The organism is Pseudonocardia yuanmonensis (assembly GCF_039542425.1).
Lineage (GTDB): Bacteria > Actinomycetota > Actinomycetes > Mycobacteriales > Pseudonocardiaceae > Pseudonocardia > Pseudonocardia yuanmonensis.
The window spans coordinates 234,372-253,566 of record NZ_BAABIC010000001.1; the positions used below are offsets into that span (position 1 = coordinate 234,372).

Genomic DNA, 19,195 nt, shown 5'->3' on the forward strand with positions numbered 1-19,195 from the left:
GGCACCACCTACCGCGCACGGACAGCGGTCAGCTGCAGCGTTCGAGGATCAGCTCCCGGACCCGCTTGGCGTCGGCCTGGCCCTTGGTGGCCTTCATGACCGCGCCGACGATCGCGCCGGCGGCCTGGACCTTGCCGGCCTTGATCTTCTCGACGACGTCCGGCTGGGCCGCGAGGGCCTCGTCGACGGCGGCGACGAGGGCGGAGTCGTCCGAGACGACCTTCAGACCCCGCTTCTCGACGACCTCGTCCGGCTCGCCCTCGCCGGCCAGCACGCCGTCGACCACCTGGCGGGCCAGCTTGTTGTTGAGGTCCCCGGAGGCCACCAGCGCGATCACGCGGGCGACCTGCGCCGGGGTGATCGGCAGCCCGGCCAGCTCCACCCCGCGGGCGTTCGCCTGCTGGGCCAGGTACGCCACCCACCAGGAGCGGGCCTCCCCGGCCGGCGCACCCGCGGCGACGGTGGCCTCGATGAGCTCGAGCGCCCCGGCGTTGACCAGGTCCCGCAGCTCCTCGTCCGACAGGCCCCAGGCCTCCTGGATGCGCTTGCGGTGCTCCCAGGGCAGCTCCGGCAGGGTGCCGCGCAGCTCCTCGACCCACTCCGCGCTCGGCGCGATCGGCACCAGGTCGGGCTCCGGGAAGTACCGGTAGTCCTCCGAGGTCTCCTTGCGCCGGCCCGGCCGGGTGGTGCCGGACTGCTCCTCGAAGTGCCGGGTCTCCTGGACGATCGCGCCGCCCGCGTCGAGCACGCCGGCCTGCCGCTGCATCTCGTGCCGGACGGCCCGCTCGACCGACCGCAGCGAGTTGACGTTCTTGGTCTCGGTGCGGGTGCCGAGCACGCCGGAGCCCGCGGGCGAGAGCGACAGGTTCACGTCGCACCGCATCGAGCCCTGGTCCATGCGCACGTCCGAGACGCCCAGCGACTTGATCAGGTCCCGCAGCTGCGTGACGTACGCGCGCGCCACCTCCGGCGCCCGCGCGCCCGTGCCCGGGATCATCTTCGTGACGATCTCGATCAGCGGGACGCCGGCCCGGTTGTAGTCGAGCAGCGAGTACTCCGCGCCGTGGATCCGCCCGTCCGCGCCGCCGACGTGCAGCGACTTGCCGGTGTCCTCCTCCATGTGCGCGCGCTCGATCCCCACGCGGACGACCTCGCCGTCCTCCAGCTGGACGTCCATCCAGCCGTCGACCGCGATCGGCTCGTCGTACTGCGAGGTCTGGAAGTTCTTGGGCATGTCCGGGTAGAAGTAGTTCTTCCGCGCGAACCGGCCCCACGGCGCGATCGAGCAGTTCAGCGCCAGCCCGATCCGGATCGCGGCCTCCACCGCGGCCCGGTTCACCACGGGCAGCGAGCCGGGCAGCCCCAGGCAGGTGGGGCAGACCTGGGTGTTCGGCTCGGCGCCGAAGTCCGTGGGGCAGCCGCAGAACATCTTGGTGCTGGTCGACAGCTCGACGTGCACCTCGAGCCCGAGGGTCGGCTCGTAGCGGGCCACGACCTCGTCGTAGTCGACCAGTGCGGGAGCGGTGGTTGTCACTTCGCGACCTCCGGGACGCGGGCGATCAGCGGCCCGCCCTCGTCGGCGTCGCGCGCGGCCTCGAAGGCCGCACCGACGCGGTACATGACGGCCTCGCCCAGCGCGGGCGCCATGATCTGCAGGCCGACCGGCAGGCCGTCCTCCTCCGCCAGGCCCGACGGCACCGACATGCCCGCGACGCCGGCGAGGTTGGTCGGGATGGTGGCGAGGTCGTTGAGGTACATGGCCAGCGGGTCGTCGACCTTCTCGCCGATCGGGAAGGCCGTGGTCGGCGCGGTCGGGCTGACCAGCACGTCCGCCTGCTCGAACGCGGCGGCGAAGTCCCGGCTGATCAGCGTGCGGACCTTCTGCGCCTGCCCGTAGTAGGCGTCGTAGTAGCCCGACGACAGCGCGTACGTGCCCAGGATGATCCGGCGCTTGGCCTCGGGGCCGAACCCGGCCTCGCGGGTCGCCGCCATGACCTCCTCGGCCGACGCGCCCTTGTCGACGCGCAGGCCGTAGCGCATCGCGTCGAACCGGGCGAGGTTCGACGACACCTCGCTGGGCAGGATCAGGTAGTACGCCGCCAGCCCGTACTCGAAGTGCGGGCAGGACACCTCGACGACCTCGGCGCCGAGCTTCTCCAGCCGACGCAGCGCGGCGTCGAACGACGCCCGCACCCCGGGCTGGTAGCCCTCGCCGCCCAACTCGCGCACCACGCCGACCCGGACGCCGGACAGGTCGCCCTGCGCGCCGATCCGCGCGGCCTCGACGACGGCCGGGACGGGCGCGTCGATCGAGGTGGAGTCGAGCGGGTCGTGCCCCGCGACCACCTCGTGCAGCAGCGCGGCGTCGAGCACCGTGCGGGCGCACGGCCCGCCCTGGTCGAGCGAGGACGCGCAGGCCACGAGGCCGTACCGGGACACCCCGCCGTAGGTCGGCTTGACGCCCACCGTGCCGGTGACGGCCGCCGGCTGGCGGATCGAGCCACCCGTGTCCGTGCCGATCGCCAGCGGCGCCTCGAACGCGGCGAGCGCGGCCGCGGACCCACCGCCGGACCCGCCGGGGATCCGGGAGAGGTCCCACGGGTTGCGGGTGGGCCCGTACGCCGAGTGTTCGGTGGAGGAGCCCATGGCGAACTCGTCCATGTTCGTCTTGCCCAGGATCGTGATCCCGGCCGCGCGCAGCCGCGCGGTGAGCGTGGCGTCGTACGGCGGACGCCAGCCCTCGAGGATCTTCGAGCCGCAGGTCGTGGGCATGTCCACGGTGGTGAACACGTCCTTGAGCGCCAGCGGCACGCCGGCCAGCGGCGAGGCGGGTGCGGTGCCGGCCCTGACCGCCTCGTCGACCAGCGCGGCGTTGGCCAGCGCGGCCTCGGTCGCCACGTGCAGGAACGCGTGGACCTCGCCGTCGACCTCGGCGATCCGGTCCAGGTGGGCCTGCACCGCCTCGACGGCCGAGACCTCCCCGGAGTGGATCTTCGACGCGAGCTCGTGCGCGGTGAGGCGGATCAGCTCGCTCACTGCTCCTCCCCCAGGATCCGGGGCACGCGGAAGCGGCCCTCCTCGGCGGCGGGGGCCCCCGCGAGGGCCTGCTCCTGGCTCAGCCCGGGGCGCCGGACGTCCGGCCGGAAGACGTTCTGCAGCGGCACCGCGTGCGACGTCGGCGGGATGTCCTCGGCGGCCACCTCGCCCACGCGGGCGACGGCGCCGAGGATGACGTCGAGCTGGCCGGCGAAGACGTCGAGCTCGGCGTCCGTGACGGCCAGCCGGGCCAGCCGGGCGAGGTGCGCGACCTCGTCCCGGGAGATGGCCCCTCCGGTATCGGGCCCAGCGTCGGCGGGCATGTCCCTCCTCGAGGAGACGGGTGCGGACCTGCAGCGGGAGGCCACGGCCCTCGGGAAATCTGTCTCGAGCGGGGGCGCGCCTGGGTCTGGCGGAGGGCACCTCGCCCGCTCGGCCACCAGTCTATTCGCGCCCACCGACACTCCGCCGACGGGTTTCGCCCGCGCTGTCAACCCCCTGCGCCTGTCCGCGGGCCCCGTGCGTTTGGCAGGATCGACCTCCGGCGACGCCCCCGGCCGAGGTGGGCGGGCGCCGTCGTCGCATGCGGTCGGTCAGAAGGAGGCGTGGCGAGTGTCGTTCCTGCTCCGGGTGGTCCTGCCGGACAAACCGGGCATCCTGGGCGCGGTCGCCACGGCCCTCGGCGACGCCGGGGCGGACATCCTGGGTGTCGACGTCGTCGAGCGCACGGACGGGCAGGCGGTCGACGACCTGGCCGTCGAGCTGCCGTCCGGGCGCCCGCCGGACGTCCTGATCACGGCCGCCGAGTCGGTGCCCGGCGTGCAGGTGGAGTCCGTGCGGCCCTACAGCGGGCGCCTGGACACCCACCGCGAGCTGGAGCTGGTCGACGCGATCGCCTCGGACCCCGAGCACGGGCTGACGCGGCTCGCCGAGGAGGTCCCGCGGCTGTTCCGCGCGGGCTGGGCGATCGTCGCCGTGCGCGAGGAGGGCCGCTCCTACCGGCTCGCCGACTCCCCGGCCGCCCCGGAGACGCGGGCCGGCGACCTGCCGTGGCTGCCGCTGGACAAGGCGATGATCGTGGACCCGGAGGTGCACTGGGTGCCCGAACCGTGGAGCGCACTGGACACCGAGCTCGCCGCGGCGCCGTTCGGCACCTCGCTACCGGCCAAGGCGCTGGTCGTCGGGCGCCCCGGCGGACCGGCGTTCCGGCCCTCGGAGCTGGCGCGGCTGACCCACCTCGCCGGCATCGTCGCGGCCGTCCTGGGGTCCTGATCGCCGTGGACCGGCCCTGGGCGCGCGTCCCGTCGGCGGCGGGGAAGGCGCTGCGCCCCTACGTCGTCGGGGCGACGGACGAGATCATCGCCGAGGTCCGGGCGCAGGTGGCCGAGTACGCCCGCCCGCTGAAGGGCAACTTCGGCAACCGGATCACCCAGGGCGTCACGGTGGCGCTGGACCAGTTCGTCGGGCTGCTCGGCTCGGACACGGACCTGCCGGACACCCGGATCTACGCCGAGCTGGGGCGCGTCGAGCACCGCGAGGGACGCACGCTGGCCGCGCTGCAGAGCGCCTACCAGGTCGGCACCCGCACGGTGTGGCGGGCGGTCGGCGAGAGTCCGGTCGCCCGCGCGCTGCCGCCCGACGTGATCTTCGCGCTGGCCGAGGCGCTGTTCTCCTACGTCGAGCAGCTGTCCGCGGCGTCGGTCGCGGGGTGGGCGCAGGAGGAGGCGATGCAGGCCGGGTCCCTGCAGACCCGGCGGCACGCCCTGGTCGAGGGCATGGTCGCGCGGCCGCCGGCCGAGCCGGCGGAGATCGAGCGGCTGGCCACGGCGGCGGGCTGGACCGTGCCCGCCCGGCTGGCGGCGCTCGTCGTCGACGACGCCGTGGAGGTCGCCGCCCGGATCCCCGGCGCGGTCGCGGCCGACCTCGATCCCGCGGGGATCGCGTTCGTGCCCGCGGTGCGGGACGGGCTCCACGAGACGGTGCGGGCCGCGCTGAAGGAGCGGCCGGCGGTGCTCGGCCCGGTGGTGCCGGCGGTCGAGGCGCACCGGTCCGCCGCGCGGGCGCAGTCCGCCTGGCCGGCCCATGCGGCGGGGCTGCTCGCGCGGGACGGCGACCCGCTGCTGCGGGCCGACACCCATCTCGTCGAGCTGCTGCTCGTCGGCGCCCCGGACCTGGCCGCCGACCTGCGGGAGCGGGTCACGGGGCCGTTGCAGGACATGCCCTCGGGGGCGGCGGCCCGGGCGCTGGAGACGCTGCGGGCGTGGCTGGACGCCCACGGCGACGTCAGCACCGCGGCCGCGGCCCTGCACGTGCACCCGCAGACCGTGCGCTACCGCCTCGCGAGCCTGCGGGAGACCTACGGCGAGGCCCTCGACGACCCCGCTCAACGCCTGGAGCTGACGGTCGGCCTCCGCGCCCTCGACGCGAAACCCTGAGGCCTACGCAGCGACGCGGGCCGGGGCGGCGCGGCGGACCGCCCGGCCGATCCGGGAGCGCGGTGTGGGCTTCGGGGCGCCGTAGCGCTCGTGGCCACCGGGGAAGGCCAGACGGATGATCTTGCGCCAGACCTTCGCGTACTGCTTCGGCAGCGGACCGGCGTTGTACGGCAGGCCGTAGCGCTCGCAGATGTCCCGCACCTTGGGCGCGATCTCGGCGTAGCGGTTGCTGGGCAGGTCGGGGAAGAGGTGGTGCTCGATCTGGTGCGACAGGTTGCCGGTCATCAGGTGCATCGCCTTGCTGCCGGTGAGGTTGGCCGAGCCGAGCATCTGGCGGATGTACCACTGGCCCTGGGTCTCGCCCTCGAGCCGCTCCTCCTCGAAGGTCTCGGTGCCGTCGGGGAAGTGCCCGCAGAAGATCACCGCGTGCGACCACACGTTGCGCACGGTGTTCGCGGTGAAGTTCGCGACGAGCGTCGACAGCGCAGACGGGCCGGACAGCAGCGGGAACAGCACGTAGTCCTTGGCCGCCTGCTTGCCGATCTTGCGCAGCGTCGCCGCGATCTGCGGCTTCGCCTCGGCCCAGGTCTTCTCGCCGCTGCGGATCTTGTCGGTCTCGATGTCGTAGAGCGCGATGCCGTACTCGAAGATCAGCGACAACCCGACGTTGGTGAGCGGCTGCAGCAGGTGCGCGGGCCGCCACTCCTCCTCCGGCATGATCCGCATGACCGTGTAGCCCAGGTCGCGGTCCTTGCCGCGGATGTTGGTGAAGGTGTGGTGCTCGTAGTTGTGCGAGCGCTTCCAGAACTCGGCCGGGTCGACGTGGTCCCAGTCCCAGGTGGTCGAGTGGATCTTCGGGTCCCGCATCCAGTCCCACTGGCCGTGCAGGATGTTGTGCCCGAGCTCCATGTTCTCGAGGATCTTCGCGACCGACAGCGCCGCGGTCCCGGCGATCCAGGCCGGCGGGAACTTCGAGAAGAGCAGCAGCCCGCGGCCACCGAACTCCAGTCCCCGCTGGGCGCGGATCACGGCGTGGATGTAGCGGGCGTCGCGCTCGCCGCGGGAGGCCTCGACCTCCTCGCGGATCGCGTCGAGCTCCGCGCCGAGCGCCTCGACCTGCTCGTCGGTGAGGTGCGCGGCCGCGGAGACGACCTCGGGGACGACCGCGGGGACGGCCTCGCGGACGGTCTCGGCGGGGGCCTGGGGGTCGCGACGGAACATGCGGTGTCTCTCCAGCTCAGTGGGGGTCGTGAGGGACGAGTGCCCCTCCGAGGGGCAGTTGCCGCTCACGGGTCAGAGGTCGAGGGTGATGTCGCCGGTCGGGGCCGAGACGCAGGTGCGCACGGGGCGGCCGGGCTGGTCGGCGGCGTCGATCAGCTCGCCGGACTGCAGGTTCCGGACCGCGCCGGCCTGCAGCTTCCCGACGCAGGTGTGGCAGATGCCCATCCGGCAGCCGTTCGGCAGCAGGGCGCCGGCGGCCTCACCGGCGAGCAGGACGGGGGTGTCCGGGGCGGCGTCGGCGACGAGGCCGCTGGTGGTGAAGGTGATCCGGCCGCCGGTGCCCTCCGCGCTCGCGGCACGCGCGGGCGCGAACCGCTCCACGTGCAGCAGCTCCGGGTCGCCCGCGCGCTCCCAGTGCTCGGCGAGGGTGCCGAGCAGGCCGGCCGGCCCGCAGGCCCACGTCTCCCGGACGGCCCAGTCCGGCACCGCGTCCGCCAGGGCGTCCGGCGTGAGCCGGCCCTCCCCGGCGGTGTGGCGCTCGACGAGCCGCAGCCCGGTGCGCGCGGCCAGTGCACGCAGCTCCGGGCCGAACACGACGTCCGTGGGCGTGCGGTCGCAGTGGACCAGGACGGCGCCGGACAGCGCGGCGGGATCGAGCGAGCGCAGCATCCCCATCACCGGCGTGATGCCGCTGCCCGCCGTGACGAACAGCAGCTTCTCCGGCGTCGGCTCGGGCAGCGTGAACTCCCCGGCAGCCGGGCCCAGCCCCACGACGGTACCCACGGGCGTGTCGTGCGCGAGCCGCCCGGACAGGACCCCGCCGGGCACCGCGGTGACCGTGACCGACAGCAGCGGATCGCCCGGCCGGGAGGTGACCGAGTAGGTCCGCCAGTGCCAGACGCCGTCGACCTGCAGCCCGAGCCCGAGGTACTGGCCCGGCACGTGCCGCGCGAACGGCGTGCCCGGGCGCAGCACCAGCGTGGTGGTGTCCGGGGTCTCGCGGACCACCCGCACCACCCGGGCGCGCGGCGCGGACCGCGACCACATCGGGTTCAGGGTGCCCAGGACGTCGTCGGGCACCAGCGGGGTGATCAGTAGCCCGGCAACCGCCCGGACGCGCCGGGCCACGCGGCTGTCCCGGAATCGACTTGCGGAGCTCATGACTCCAACGCTAGGGAGCGCCACCCGCCGGTAACCACGACGACAGCCACGGCCTGTGGTCGCTTTCTGTTGCCGGACCAACAAGCTCGACGACCGGGCGTGACGATCGGTCGGAGCGGGAACCCCGGGGGTTTCGGCGTCGTTCCGCGCGCGGTCAGACGCGGATGGCGAGCGCGGCGCGGACGAGGTCGTCGTTGCCCGTGGCGAGCCAACCGTCCGGCCGGACGAGCACGTCCTCGAAACCGATCCGGGTGTCGACGCCCATCCGCAGCGCGTACTCCAGCACCGGCCAGGCGCCGTCCTCCTCGCCGTGCAGCAGCACCGGCACGGGGAGCTGGCCGAGCGCTCGCACGATGCGGACCGCCTCCGCGACCGCCGTCTCCGGGTCCGACACCACCGTCGACTCGGCCAGGACGCGGACGGTCATGGGCGGGACGCCGCTCTGCCGCAGCGTGACCGCGTCCCCGCTGGTCCACACCCCGAGCTCCACGCCTATGCCGACCGAGGCGGCCGTGCGGCAGACCTCGACCCAGCCCTTCTCGTGCACGTTGACCGAGCAGACGTCCGGCTTGCCCACCCCGAGCCGGCCCCAGCCGCGCACCGCCTCGATGCGCAGTGCCGGGTCGGGCTGGATCCAGCGGCCGGTGGTCACGCCGATCTCGATACCCGGCGCCTCCTGCCGGATGAGCGCCACCGCGTCCCCCACGTGGACCGGGTCGATCGTCTCGTGCCCGAGCGGGTCCCGCGGGTGCACGTGGACGGAGCGGACGCCGAGGCGGGCGACGGCGCGGGCGTCCCGGGCGAGGTGCCGGGCCAGGACGGGCAGCGCCGGGTGCGCGTCCTCCGGACGCGAACCGTTCAGGACCGCCTGCAGCACCGTGCCTCCTCCTTCGCCCAGGATCCGCGCCGCACCCGCGCCGGACCCGGCCGGCGCGACCACCGGTCAGGTCCCTGCGGGGAGCGGAGGCCGCGAGCCTAGTGCGCCGGACCCGCGGGGCAGCGCGACCGGTCCGGGAGATCCCTCCAACTGCTGACGCGTGTCACGATCCCGACGCGGCCTCGGCGTGTCGGGTGGCCTCCTCGGGCCCGCGGTCCAGCAGCACCCGGAAGCCCTCCTCGTCCAGCACCGGGATGCCGAGCTCGACGGCCTTGTCGTACTTGGACCCCGGCGCGTCGCCGGCCACGAGGAACGCGGTCTTCCTCGAGACCGAGCCCGCCGCCCGGCCACCGCGGGCCATGATTGCCTCCTTGGCCTCGTCCCGGGAGAAGTTCTCCATCGAGCCGGTGATCACGATCGACATGCCCTCGAGGGTGCGCGGGACGGACTCGTCGACCTCGTCGACCATCCGCACGCCCGCGGCGCGCCACTTCGCGACGACCTCGCAGTGCCAGTCGACGGAGAACCAGTCCCGCACGGCCGCGGCGATCGTGGGCCCGACGCCCTCGACGCCGGCGATCGGCGCCAGCGCCGCGGCGACCGCCTTCGCCTGTGCCCGGGTGGCAGCCTTCTGGGTCCGCTCCGCCTCGGCGGCGAGCACCTCCGGGTCGGTGTCCCCGGACGGGTCGGCCGGCAGGTCCGTACCCTCGGCCTCCGGGGTCCCCTCGGCGGTCTGCTCCACCCCCTCCTCCGCGAGGTCCTCCTCCGAGCCGTCCGACGTGATCTCCACGCCGGCCTGCTCGGTCTCCTCCCGCGCCCTCGCGGCCGCGGTCTCGATCGCCTCGAGCGAGTGGAACTCGCGGGCCAGCGCCTGCGCGGCCGTGGGCCCGACGTGCCGGATCGACAGGCCGACGAGCACCCGCCACAGCGGCCGGTCCTTGGCCGCCTCCAGGTTCTGCAGCAGTTTGCGGCCGTTGGCCGACAGCGCGCCCGCCTTGGTGCGGAAGAGGTCGACCTGCAGCAGGTCCTCCTCGGTGAGGGCGAAGACGTCCCCCTCGTCCCGCACCACACCGGACCTCAGCAGCGCCGTGGCGGCCTCGTAGCCCAGGCCCTCGATGTCGAAGGCCCCGCGGCCGGCCACGTGGAACAACCGCTCGCGCAGCTGCGCGGGACAGGAGCGGGCGTTGGGGCAGCGCTGGTCGACGTCGCCGGCCTTCTGCCGCACCAGCTCCGTGCCGCACTCGGGGCAGTGCGTGGGCATGACGAACGCCCGCTCCCTCCCGGTGCGCACGTCCGTGACCGGGCCCAGGACCTCGGGGATCACGTCGCCCGCCTTGCGGATGACCACGCGGTCGCCGATCAGCACGCCCTTGCGACGCACCTCGTCCTCGTTGTGCAGGGTGGCCATCGAGACGGTGGACCCCGCGACCAGGACGGGCTCCATGACCGCGAACGGGGTGACCCGCCCGGTGCGCCCGACGTTGACCTGGATGTCGAGGAGCGTGGTGAAGGCCTCCTCCGGCGGGTACTTGTAGGCGATCGCCCACCGCGGCGCGCGGGAGGTGGCGCCGAGCCGGCGCTGCAGCGCCACCTCGTCCACCTTGACGACCACGCCGTCGATCTCGTGCTCGATGTCGTGCCGGTGCTCGCCCCAGTACGCGACGTGCGCCACCACCTCGTCGACCGAGGTGAACACGACGGTGCGGGTGGAGACCGGCAGCCCCCAGGCCTGCAGCGCCTCGTACGAGTGCGACTGCGTGACCGGCGTGAAGCCCGCGCGCTTGCCCAGCCCGTGGCAGATCAGCCGCAGGTTGCGCGACGCGGTGACCCGCGGGTCCTTCTGCCGCAGCGAGCCGGCCGCGGTGTTGCGCGGGTTCGCGAAGGGCGGCTTGCCCGACTCGACGAGCGCGGCGTTGAGCCGCTGGAAGTCCTCGAGCCGGAAGTACACCTCGCCGCGCACCTCGACGAGGTCGGGCACCGGGAACGCCTCGGTGCCGGTGAGCTTCTCGGGCACCTCCTCGAGGGTGCGCATGTTGAGCGTGATGTCCTCGCCGGTGCGCCCGTCCCCCCGGGTGAGCGCGCGGGTGAGCACCCCGTTCTCGTACAGCAGGTTCACGGCGAGCCCGTCGATCTTCAGCTCGCACAGGTAGTGCAGGTCCGAGCCGACCTCGCGGACGGTGCGCTCCGCCCAGGCGCGCAGCTCCTCCTCGCTGAACGCGTTGTCCAGGCTGAGCATGCGCTCGAGGTGGTCGTACGCGGTGAACTCGGTGGAGAACCTCCCGCCGACCTTCTGGGTGGGCGAGTCCGGGGTGCGGAGCTCGGGGAACTCCTCCTCCAGCGCGATCAGCCCGCGCCACAGCTCGTCGAACTGTCCGTCCGAGACCACGGGCGCGTCGAGCACGTAGTAGCGGAACTGGTGGTCCGCGACCTCCTTGGCCAGCGCGGCGTGCCGCTCCCGCACGTCGTCGGGAACGGTGCTGGTGGGGACACTGTCCGGGCTCACGGGTGCAGGTTAGTGGCCGCCACCGACAACCACGGGCGACCTCCGCGCGCCGCGCCGCCCGACCGGCCCACCCGGTCGGACGGCCAACGGCATGATCAGCGCGCGGCCGCGGCCCACTCCCGCAGTGCGGCGGCGCGGATCTTGGTGCCGTTGGTCCCCGAGGTGGTCGGCATGGCCTCGATGACGTGCACCGTCTCGGGCACCTTGAACTTGGCCAGCCCCTCGGCGCACCACGCCCGCAGCGCGGCCGGCTCCGGCGCGCGCCCCTCCTCCGGCACGACGAACCCGACGGCCACCGTGGCGCCCTCGGCGTCGGGCACGCCGACGACCTTCGCGGTGTGCACGTCCGGGTGCGCCGCCAGCCGCACCTCGATCTCCGCGGGGTCGACCAGGAACCCGTGCAGCCGCAGCGCGTCGCCCATCCGGCAGACGTACGCGAAGACCCCGTCGTCGACGATCGTGCCGAGGTCGCCGGAGTGGAACCAGCCGTCCCGGGTGAACGCCTCCGGGACCTCGGCGCCCAGGTAGGCGTCGACCACGTTGGGCCCGCGGAACTGCAGCTCGCCCTCGTGCCCGGGGGCGAGCACCTCCTCGGTCACCGGGTCGGCCACCCGTACCTCGATGCCCGGGTGCACGACGCGGCCGCCGCCGACCCAGCGGGCCGGCTCCGGCTCGTCGTGCGGCCAGTGGGAGGTGAGCGCGAACAGCTCGGACGAGCCGTAGACGCCCGAGGTGAGGGTGCCGAACTCGTCCCGCGCCCACGCGGCCAGCTCGCGCGAGCGGCCCTGGAAGTCCGCCACGCCCCACCAGCGCCAGGCCGACAGGTCCCGCGGGTGCCTCCGCCACGCGTCGGCGAGCCGCAGCACGAGGTCGTCGCCGCCGACGACGTGGGTGACGCCGAGGTCCGCCATGTCGTCGAGCACCGCGTCGGCCGAGAAGACCGGGGCGAACACGCAGACCCCGCCGGCGGCCAGTGCCGCCATCGCGGTCTGGTAGCCGAACACGCCGGAGAGCGGCAGCGCGCAGAGCACGTGCTCGCCCTCGGCGATCCCGATCGTCGCGGCGTCGGCGGCCGCGTGCGCGAGGACGCCGGCGGCGGAATGCGCGGCGAGCTTCGGCATGCCGGTCGAGCCGGACGTGGTGAACGCGACCGCGAGGTCCGCCGGGTCCGAGCCCGGCACCCCACCCTCGGTCAGGGTGGGCACCCAGGCGCCGCCGCCGACGTCCGCGACCGCCGGGTCCGGCACCTCCCGCCCCGGCCCGGCGACGACCGCGACCGGCGGGGCGGGCCCGTCGCCGATCGCGTCCTTCAGCCGGCCGAGCAGGTCGAGGCCGTGGAAGTCGTGGGCCAGGGCGACGAGCCTCGGTCGGGCGCGGTCGAGGACGTGCCGGACCTCCTCGACGTTGTAGCGGGTGTTGATCCCGATCACGTGCGCCCCGCGTGCGGCCACGGCGAACTGCCAGGCCAGCGCGTCGCTCCAGTTGGGCATCCACACCGCGACGCAGTCGCCGGCGCCGATCCCGCGGGTGCGCAGCTCCTCGGCGAGCGCGCCGGTGCGCCGCCACAGCTCGCCGCGGGTGACGGGGATCCGCTCCCCCGCCGGGCCCTTGTCCAGCACGACGACGGCGTCGGCGTCCCGGGCGGTGATCCGGCCGAGCAGGTCGGGGAGGTCGCGCGGGACCGGCCCGGAGGCCGGGTGCGGCGACACGGGGTGCGGGGCGACGAGCGGTTCGCGCTCCTCCGCCAGGTCCTCGCTCATGCCGCCACCTCGCTCCCGAGCTCCGCCAGCCAGCCCGCGAGCACGCCGTCGAAGCCCTCGATCTCCTCCATCGGATAGTGCCCGATCCCGTCGAGCACCGTGCAGCGCGCGCCGGGGATCGCTGCGGCCGCCGCGCGGGTGCCGGCGGCCGGGACCCACAGGTCGTCCGCGCCGACGACCAGGTGCGCCGGGCAGGCCACCGAGCCCAGCCGGTCGCGCAGGTCGTGCGTGGTCCAGCCGATCAGGTCCGAGTTGGAGACGGCCGGGTCCTCGCGCCGGTGCATGGTCGCGATCAGCTCGGCCCGTTCCGCCGGCACGGACCGTCCGACGACGGCGAGCGTCCCCAGGTAGGTCCGGTCCGTACGGCTCGGGGCGGCGACGTCCGACAGCTCGCGGCGCAGCCCCCGCTCCGAGGGCGTCCCGCCGGTCCACGCGTTCGCCGCCATCGCGACGACGCCCGCCAGCCGCTCCGACGCCCGGCAGGCCAGGTCGAGGGTGATCTTGCCGCCGATCGAGCAGCCGACGACGTACGGGCGCTCCAGGCCCAGCGCGTCGATCAGCTCCAGGCACCAGGCGGCGTAGTCGCCGAGGTCGGTCACCGGGCCGCCGGGCGCGGGCTCGGAACGGCCGTGGCCGGGCAGGTCCGGCACCACGACCCGGAAGCCGCGGGCCGCGAGCGCCGGCGCGACGTGCCGCCACTGCACCCCGCTCTGCCCGGCGGTGTGCAGGCACAGCACCGGCACCCCGGCCGCGCCGTCCCCGCCCGGGCCGTGCTCCTCGACGAACGCGAGGGCGCCGCCGATCCCGATGTACCTCATGCGATCCCCCGGGCCGCGTCGACGATCAGGTGCAGGGCCCTCGTCAGGCGCAGGTACTCGTAGCCGTTGCCCCGCATGCCGAACCGGCCGGACATGGCGAAGCGGGTGAACTCGTTGGTCGGCGCGGTGACGAGCTCGGTCCAGGTCAGCTCGTCCGCCTCGACGGTGAAGGTGGGACCCAGCGCCGCGCGGCCGGCCACCTCGATGACCTTGCCGCGGTAGACCCGCAGGCTGACCTCGTGCTCGCCGGCGCGCAGCCCGATCGCGCCGTCCCACGTGGCCAGCGACTCGCCGAACTCCGGCGTGAGCGCGGCGACGAGCGCCTCGCCCCACGCGACGGTGCCGAAGGCGCGGCCGACCGGGTCGGGGCCCGGGCCGGCGGCGTCGACCAGCGCGGAGGTGGTGCCCTCCTGCACGGTGCGGCCCTGCTCGTCGACCAGCCGCATGTGCCGGGTGACGACGCCACCGTCGCCCTTGCCCGTGCGGCGGCAGCGCACGACCGTCATCTCCAGGCGCACCGTGTCGCCGACCCGCAGCGGCAGCCGGTAGCTCCAGTGCGTGTCGAGCAGCCCGCGGACCGCCGGGCCGTGCAGGCCGAGGCCCTGCAGCAGGCCCATCGCGACGGCGATGCCGAAGGGGCCCTGCAGGATCCCGTCCGGCCCCGCGTGCAGCGGGTGGTCGTCGCCGGAGAGCCGGGTGAAGTCGGCGAGGTCGGTGGCCGTGACGGTGCGGGGCGCGCTGGTGAAGCGCTCCCCGACCGTGAAGTCCTCGAACCGGCGGCCGGGCCCGGTCCGGGTGTCGGGTCGCAGGACCTGCTCGGTCGTCACGCGGCCCCCCTTCGTCGACGACGGTGTGCGAACGACTGCACGAACGAACGTTCTTGCGTGATTCGACAGAACCACCCGCCCGTACCCGCCGTCAAGCGCGCGGGCTGCACTAACCTGGGCGACATGAACGATCGTTCCCCGGCGCTCCTGGTCGCCGACACGGGGCGCGGGAACGAGGCCGCGATCCTCAACGCCGCACTGGCCGCGTTCGGCGCGCAGGGGTTCAACGGCGCCTCGATGCGCGAGGTCGCGAAGGGGGCCGGCACCAGCCTGTCGAACCTCTACAACTACTTCCCCTCGAAGTCGCACCTGCTCGCCGAGGTGCTCCGGCGGGCCAACGCCGAGCTCGAGGCCCGGGTGCGGCGCGCGGTCGCCGACGCGGGCGACGACGCCGCCTCCCGCATGCGCGAGGCGGTGCGCGCCTATGTCGGGTTCGTGGTGGACCAGCAGCTCGCGATGCTGGTCTCGACCGCGGAGGTGCGGTACCTGCAGGGCGAGGACCGGTCCCGGCTGGTGGCCGACCGCGACCGTACGCAGGCGATCTTCGCCGACATCGTCGAGCAGGGCGTGGCCGGTGGGGAGTTCCGCACGCCGCACGCCGCCGACGCCGCGCGGGCCGTCCTGTCGATGGTCAACGCCGTCGCCACCTGGTACCGGCCGGACGGCCGGCTCTCCCGCGGGCAGCTCGCCGAGCAGCACGCCCGGTACGCGCTGGCCCTGCTCGAAGCCCCGCTGCCCCGCGCCTGAACCCCTCCCCTTGTCGACTGAGGACGCCCGGGCTACGGTAAGAACGATCGTTCGTACCGACGCCCGCAGTCCCGCGGGCGACGCACCCGCACCGTGGCGGAGGTTGCCGACATGTCCCCCGACAAGCAGGACCGGACGGAGCACACCGCTCCTCCGCGCATGGGAAGGCTCGCCGCGGCCGCGGTCTTCGCGACCACGCTCGAGTGGTTCGACTTCCTGATCTACGCGACGGCCGCGGCGCTCGTGCTCGGCCACCAGTTCTTCCCCTCGGTGAGCCCGGTCGCCGGCACACTCGCCTCGTTCGCGACCTTCGCGGTCGGGTTCGTGGCACGGCCGCTGGGCGGGATCATCGCCGGGCACGTGGGCGACCGGTTCGGCCGCAAGCCCCCGCTCGTCGTCGCGATGCTGGTGATGGGCGTCGCGACCACCGCGATCGGTGTGCTGCCGGGCTACGCGACCATCGGCGTCTGGGCGCCGATCCTGCTCGTCGTCGCGCGGCTGGTGCAGGGCCTGGGCGTCGGCGCACAGTGGGGCGGTGCCGCCCTGCTGCTCACCGAGCACGCGCCGGTGGAGCGCCGCGGCTTCTACGGCAGCCTGGTGCAGACGGGCGCGATCTTCGGCGCCGTGGCCGGCAATGTCTTCTTCCTGATCCTCACCGCCGTGCTCACCCCGGAGCAGTTCGACGCCTGGGGCTGGCGGGTCCCGTTCCTCTCCGGCCTGCTGCTGGTGCTGATCGGGATCTACGTGCAGCTCAAGATCGAGGACACCCCGGTGTTCCGCGAGCTGCAGCACCGCTCGGCGGAGTCGAGGCGCGAGGCCGGGCTGCGCAAGGCGCCGCTGGTCGAGGCGGTCCGCCGCTACTGGCGGGAGATCCTGCAGGCCGCCGGCGCGTTCTTCGTGGTCAACGCGACCTTCTACATCCTGATCAGCGGCATGCTGGACTACGCGACCAAGACCGTCGGCATGTCCCGCACGTCCATCCTGTGGTGCGTGATGGCCGCCGGGCTGACCCAGGTCGTCACGATGCCCTTCTTCGGCGCGCTGACCGACCGCATGGGCACCCGCAAGAAGCTGTACCTGACCGGCGCCGTGCTGATGGCGCTGTTCGCCTTCCCGATGTTCTGGATGATCGACACGGGCTCCGTGCCGCTGGTCTTCCTGGCCCTGCTGATCGGCTTCACGATCCACGCCACGATGTACGGCCCGCAGGCCACGCTGTACGCGGAGATGTTCCCGGCCGACGTCCGGTACTCCGGCGCCTCGCTCGGCTACCAGTTCGCATCGGTGTTCGCCGGCGGGCTCGCGCCGTTCATCATGGCGGCGCTGCTGGCGGCGACCGGGGCCTCGTGGTCGGTGTCGCTCTACATCATCGCGGGTGCGGCGGTCACCTTCGTCGCCGTCGCGACGATCAAGGAGCGGTTCCGCCGGGACCTCTACGAGACCTCCGACGCGCCGGTGGCCGCGCCCGTCTCCTGACCCCTGCTGCACGAACGGCGCTCTCGCTCACTAGATGTGAGCGAGAGCGCCGTTCGCTCATCCGTGGTCTGCGGGGGATCAGCGGCCGGTCTGCTCGGAGTCCGGGAGCTCGTCGGGGTCGGTGAACGCCCTGCCGAGGTCCCGGCTGAGCTCCATGGCCCGGCGCGCCCAGTCCGGGGTCGCGCGGGCCAGACCGCCGGCGGGGGTGGGGACGGCGAGCTCGGCCAGCCGGGCCCGGTCGAAGCCGAGCCGGTCGGCCAGGTCGAAGGCGCTGCGGGCCAGGGTCGCGGTCTCCAGCGGCCGGCCCGGATCGCGGACCGGGACCAGGCCGAGGAAGAGCGGCAGGCCGGCGTCCCACACCTCGCCGACGGCGTCGAGCGCCGCGGGCACGGCGGTGTCCCCGGAGATCGACGGCCGGGTGGCGTCGATCGCGAGCCCGGCCACCCCGACCTCGCGCAGCAGCCGCAGCGGCGGGCGGTCGCCGGGCACCCGCACCGTCACCGGCACCCGCAGCGCGGAGATCATGTCCCGCAGCGTGTCCTGGGCCTCCGGCTCGGGCACCGCGCGCACGGTGCCGTAGCCCGACGCCGTGGGCAGCGAGCCGGCCAGCACCGCCGCGAGCCGCGGCTCGTCAAGCTGGACGACCACGTGCGCCCCGGTCCGCGCGGCCACCTCGGCGACGTGCGCGCGCAGGCCCTCGGTCAGGCTCACCGCGAACTCCCGGACGGCCCCGTGGTCGGTCAGCACCCGGTGCCCGCTCGCCAGCTCGACGGACGCCACGAGCGTCCACGGCCCCACGACCTGCACCTTCACCCACTCCGGCCGGGCGCGGTCGCAGGCCTCGTCGAGGGCGTCGAGGTCCGAGCGCAGCAGGTCGACGGCCCGGCGGTGGTCCTTGCCCGGCCGCGCGGTGACCCGCCACGCCGTCGGCACCACCTCCACCGCCAGGTCGACGAGCAGCCCCGCGGCCCGGCCGACGGGGTCCGCGCCGACACCGCGGGCCGGCAGCTCGGGCAGGTGCGGGAGCAGCGGCAGCTCCCCGGCGACGGTCTCGGCGGCCTCGCGCGGATCGGTTCCGGGTAGCGAGCCCACTCCGCTCGCCGCACCCGCGGGCCACCGTTCGGTGGGACCCTCGTCCTCGGGCTCCTCGGGGGCCGCGCTCACCTGGATGCGCGGCTCGGGGGCGACGGTCTCCCCCGGCGTGACGTCACCGAGGCCGGCCGCCGCGAGGGCGGCGGCCAGCGGGTCGTCCGCAGGTTCGGACTTCTCCTCGCCCAGGCCGGCGGCGGCGAGGAGGGCGGCCAGCGGGTCGTCGGGCGTGCTCACGGGTTCGAGTCTCACACTGCGGCCGGTCGCGTGCCGCGCCGGGCCCGGGTCGCCGCGCCCCGCATCGCGGGAGCCGCCGACCCGCCCCGCGGGGGCCGCGACCCGCCCGGGGACGCGGGTCCTCAGGCCCTCCCGGACCGGGCGCGCCGGCCCCATCCTCGCTCCGGCAGGAGTGGGCCGACGAGCGGGGGGATCTCATGGGCGGACACACGGGCACCGGGTGGACGGCGCGGCTGCTGGGCACGGCGGCCGCGGTCGCCGCGCTCGTCGGGCCGGTCGGCTGCGCGGCGGGCGGGACCCCGGCCGCCGGCGCGGCGGAGGTGCCCGCGCCCGCCCCGGCCGATCCCACCTGCACGAACCTGCTGAAGATCGACGCCGTCCCGCCGCCGGCCGGCGATCCGTCGGCGCCGGACCCGGCCGCGGTGCGGGCCTGGGCCGGCCAGGTGCTGCCGCTGCTGGACTCCGCCCTCGCGACGGCGCCGGCCGAGCTGCAGCCGACGCTCACCGCGCTGCAGCGCGTGGTGCGGTCCGCGGCGGAGACGGGGACGGCGGCCGCGTCGGACGCGCCGGTCGTCGCGCAGAGCGTGACCGAGTACGAGGCGTGGGCCTACGACAACTGCGGATACCGCCAGGTACTGGTGACGGCCGTGGACTACCGCCTCGACGGCGTCCCGGCCACGCTGCCGGCCGGCCCGGCGGCGGTCCGACTGGTGAACGACTCGGCCGCGGGCCTGGCCCACGCGGTGCTGATCGCGCGGCCGAAGGACCAGGCGATGTCGGTGCAGCAGCTCCTCGCCACGCCGGCGGACCAGCTGGCCCAGCAGCTCGACCTCGTGCCGGGGGCCGCGAGCGCGGGACCGCGGGAACAGGGCGGGATGCTGGTCGACCTGGCCCCGGGGCGGTACTTCTTCCTCTGCCCGCTCGGCGGGGGCGACACGCCGCCGCACCTGACCCTCGGGATGGTCGCCCCGGTCGCCGTGGCCTGACGCAGGCCGCGACCCGCCGCGA

At 74.7% G+C, this 19,195-nt stretch carries 16 protein-coding genes; 5 read left to right on the forward strand and 11 right to left on the reverse strand.

Features of this window, described 5'->3' with window-relative positions; translation table 11 throughout:
- Positions 1 to 28 precede the first annotated feature (28 nt).
- Genes gatB through gatC form a run of 3 tightly spaced genes read right to left on the reverse strand, consistent with a single transcriptional unit; the run spans position 29 to position 3,359 of the window.
- Positions 29 to 1,534 carry an Asp-tRNA(Asn)/Glu-tRNA(Gln) amidotransferase subunit GatB gene (gene gatB / locus ABD990_RS01060; protein ID WP_345377705.1) on the reverse strand — a complete coding sequence of 502 codons (1,506 nt, stop codon included), beginning with the start codon at positions 1,532 to 1,534 and terminating at the stop codon, positions 29 to 31.
- Complete coding sequence (gatA, locus tag ABD990_RS01065; RefSeq protein ID WP_345377706.1) at positions 1,531 to 3,036, reverse strand: Asp-tRNA(Asn)/Glu-tRNA(Gln) amidotransferase subunit GatA; 1,506 nt, start codon at positions 3,034 to 3,036, stop codon at positions 1,531 to 1,533. Before gatA ends, gatB begins: the two co-directional genes overlap by 4 nt.
- Positions 3,033 to 3,359: an Asp-tRNA(Asn)/Glu-tRNA(Gln) amidotransferase subunit GatC gene (gene gatC, locus ABD990_RS01070; RefSeq protein ID WP_345377707.1), complete on the reverse strand. Its 327-nt coding sequence runs from the start codon at positions 3,357 to 3,359 to the stop codon at positions 3,033 to 3,035. Before gatC ends, gatA begins: the two co-directional genes overlap by 4 nt.
- 289 nt (positions 3,360 to 3,648) lie before the next feature.
- Between gatC and ABD990_RS01075 the strand changes: the two genes are divergently transcribed.
- Both ABD990_RS01075 and ABD990_RS01080 read left to right on the forward strand, forming a co-directional pair.
- Positions 3,649 to 4,308: an ACT domain-containing protein gene (locus ABD990_RS01075; RefSeq protein WP_345377708.1), complete on the forward strand. Its 660-nt coding sequence runs from the start codon at positions 3,649 to 3,651 to the stop codon at positions 4,306 to 4,308.
- A 5-nt stretch (positions 4,309 to 4,313) separates the two neighbouring features.
- On the forward strand, positions 4,314 to 5,471 hold the full coding sequence (locus tag ABD990_RS01080) for a PucR family transcriptional regulator (RefSeq protein ID WP_345377709.1): 1,158 nt from the start codon (positions 4,314 to 4,316) through the stop codon (positions 5,469 to 5,471).
- Positions 5,472 to 5,474: 3 nt separating this feature from the next.
- Here ABD990_RS01080 and ABD990_RS01085 read toward each other — a convergent pair whose 3' ends face one another.
- The 7 genes from ABD990_RS01085 to ABD990_RS01115 all read right to left on the reverse strand — a co-directional run bounded on the left by ABD990_RS01085 (position 5,475) and on the right by ABD990_RS01115 (position 14,638).
- Entirely contained in the window at positions 5,475 to 6,692 is a 1,218-nt protein-coding gene (locus tag ABD990_RS01085) for a fatty acid desaturase family protein (RefSeq protein WP_345377710.1), read from the reverse strand.
- A 72-nt stretch (positions 6,693 to 6,764) separates the two neighbouring features.
- Positions 6,765 to 7,853, reverse strand: coding sequence for a ferredoxin reductase (locus ABD990_RS01090; protein WP_345377711.1), 1,089 nt, complete (start codon positions 7,851 to 7,853; stop codon positions 6,765 to 6,767).
- Between the two features lie 154 nt (positions 7,854 to 8,007).
- Positions 8,008 to 8,730, reverse strand: a complete 723-nt coding sequence (locus ABD990_RS01095) for a 3-keto-5-aminohexanoate cleavage protein (protein ID WP_345377712.1) — start codon at positions 8,728 to 8,730, stop codon at positions 8,008 to 8,010.
- Between the two features lie 163 nt (positions 8,731 to 8,893).
- Entirely contained in the window at positions 8,894 to 11,233 is a 2,340-nt protein-coding gene (gene ligA / locus ABD990_RS01100) for an NAD-dependent DNA ligase LigA (protein ID WP_345377713.1), read from the reverse strand.
- Positions 11,234 to 11,328: 95 nt separating this feature from the next.
- Positions 11,329 to 12,993 (reverse strand): AMP-binding protein, encoded by a 1,665-nt coding sequence (locus tag ABD990_RS01105; RefSeq protein WP_345377714.1) that lies wholly within the window; start codon positions 12,991 to 12,993, stop codon positions 11,329 to 11,331.
- Positions 12,990 to 13,811: an alpha/beta fold hydrolase gene (locus ABD990_RS01110; protein ID WP_345377715.1), complete on the reverse strand. Its 822-nt coding sequence runs from the start codon at positions 13,809 to 13,811 to the stop codon at positions 12,990 to 12,992. The genes ABD990_RS01105 and ABD990_RS01110 overlap by 4 nt, the downstream gene beginning before the upstream one ends.
- The gene (locus tag ABD990_RS01115; RefSeq protein WP_345377716.1) at positions 13,808 to 14,638 is read right to left on the reverse strand and encodes a hotdog family protein; all 831 of its coding nucleotides are present in this window, start codon (positions 14,636 to 14,638) and stop codon (positions 13,808 to 13,810) included. Before ABD990_RS01115 ends, ABD990_RS01110 begins: the two co-directional genes overlap by 4 nt.
- A gap of 123 nt (positions 14,639 to 14,761) precedes the next feature.
- Here ABD990_RS01115 and ABD990_RS01120 point away from each other — a divergent pair, with 123 nt between their 5' ends.
- Both ABD990_RS01120 and ABD990_RS01125 read left to right on the forward strand, forming a co-directional pair.
- Positions 14,762 to 15,385, forward strand: a complete 624-nt coding sequence (locus ABD990_RS01120; RefSeq protein ID WP_345377717.1) for a TetR/AcrR family transcriptional regulator — start codon at positions 14,762 to 14,764, stop codon at positions 15,383 to 15,385.
- Positions 15,386 to 15,496: 111 nt separating this feature from the next.
- Positions 15,497 to 16,861 carry an MFS transporter gene (locus ABD990_RS01125; RefSeq protein ID WP_345377718.1) on the forward strand — a complete coding sequence of 455 codons (1,365 nt, stop codon included), beginning with the start codon at positions 15,497 to 15,499 and terminating at the stop codon, positions 16,859 to 16,861.
- A 78-nt stretch (positions 16,862 to 16,939) separates the two neighbouring features.
- Here ABD990_RS01125 and ABD990_RS01130 read toward each other — a convergent pair whose 3' ends face one another.
- Positions 16,940 to 18,025: a uroporphyrinogen decarboxylase/cobalamine-independent methonine synthase family protein gene (locus ABD990_RS01130; RefSeq protein WP_345378003.1), complete on the reverse strand. Its 1,086-nt coding sequence runs from the start codon at positions 18,023 to 18,025 to the stop codon at positions 16,940 to 16,942.
- Between the two features lie 359 nt (positions 18,026 to 18,384).
- On the opposite strand from ABD990_RS01130, the gene ABD990_RS01135 reads away from it, so the two are divergent.
- Positions 18,385 to 19,173 carry a hypothetical protein gene (locus ABD990_RS01135; protein WP_345377719.1) on the forward strand — a complete coding sequence of 263 codons (789 nt, stop codon included), beginning with the start codon at positions 18,385 to 18,387 and terminating at the stop codon, positions 19,171 to 19,173.
- Positions 19,174 to 19,195: the final 22 nt, after the last annotated feature.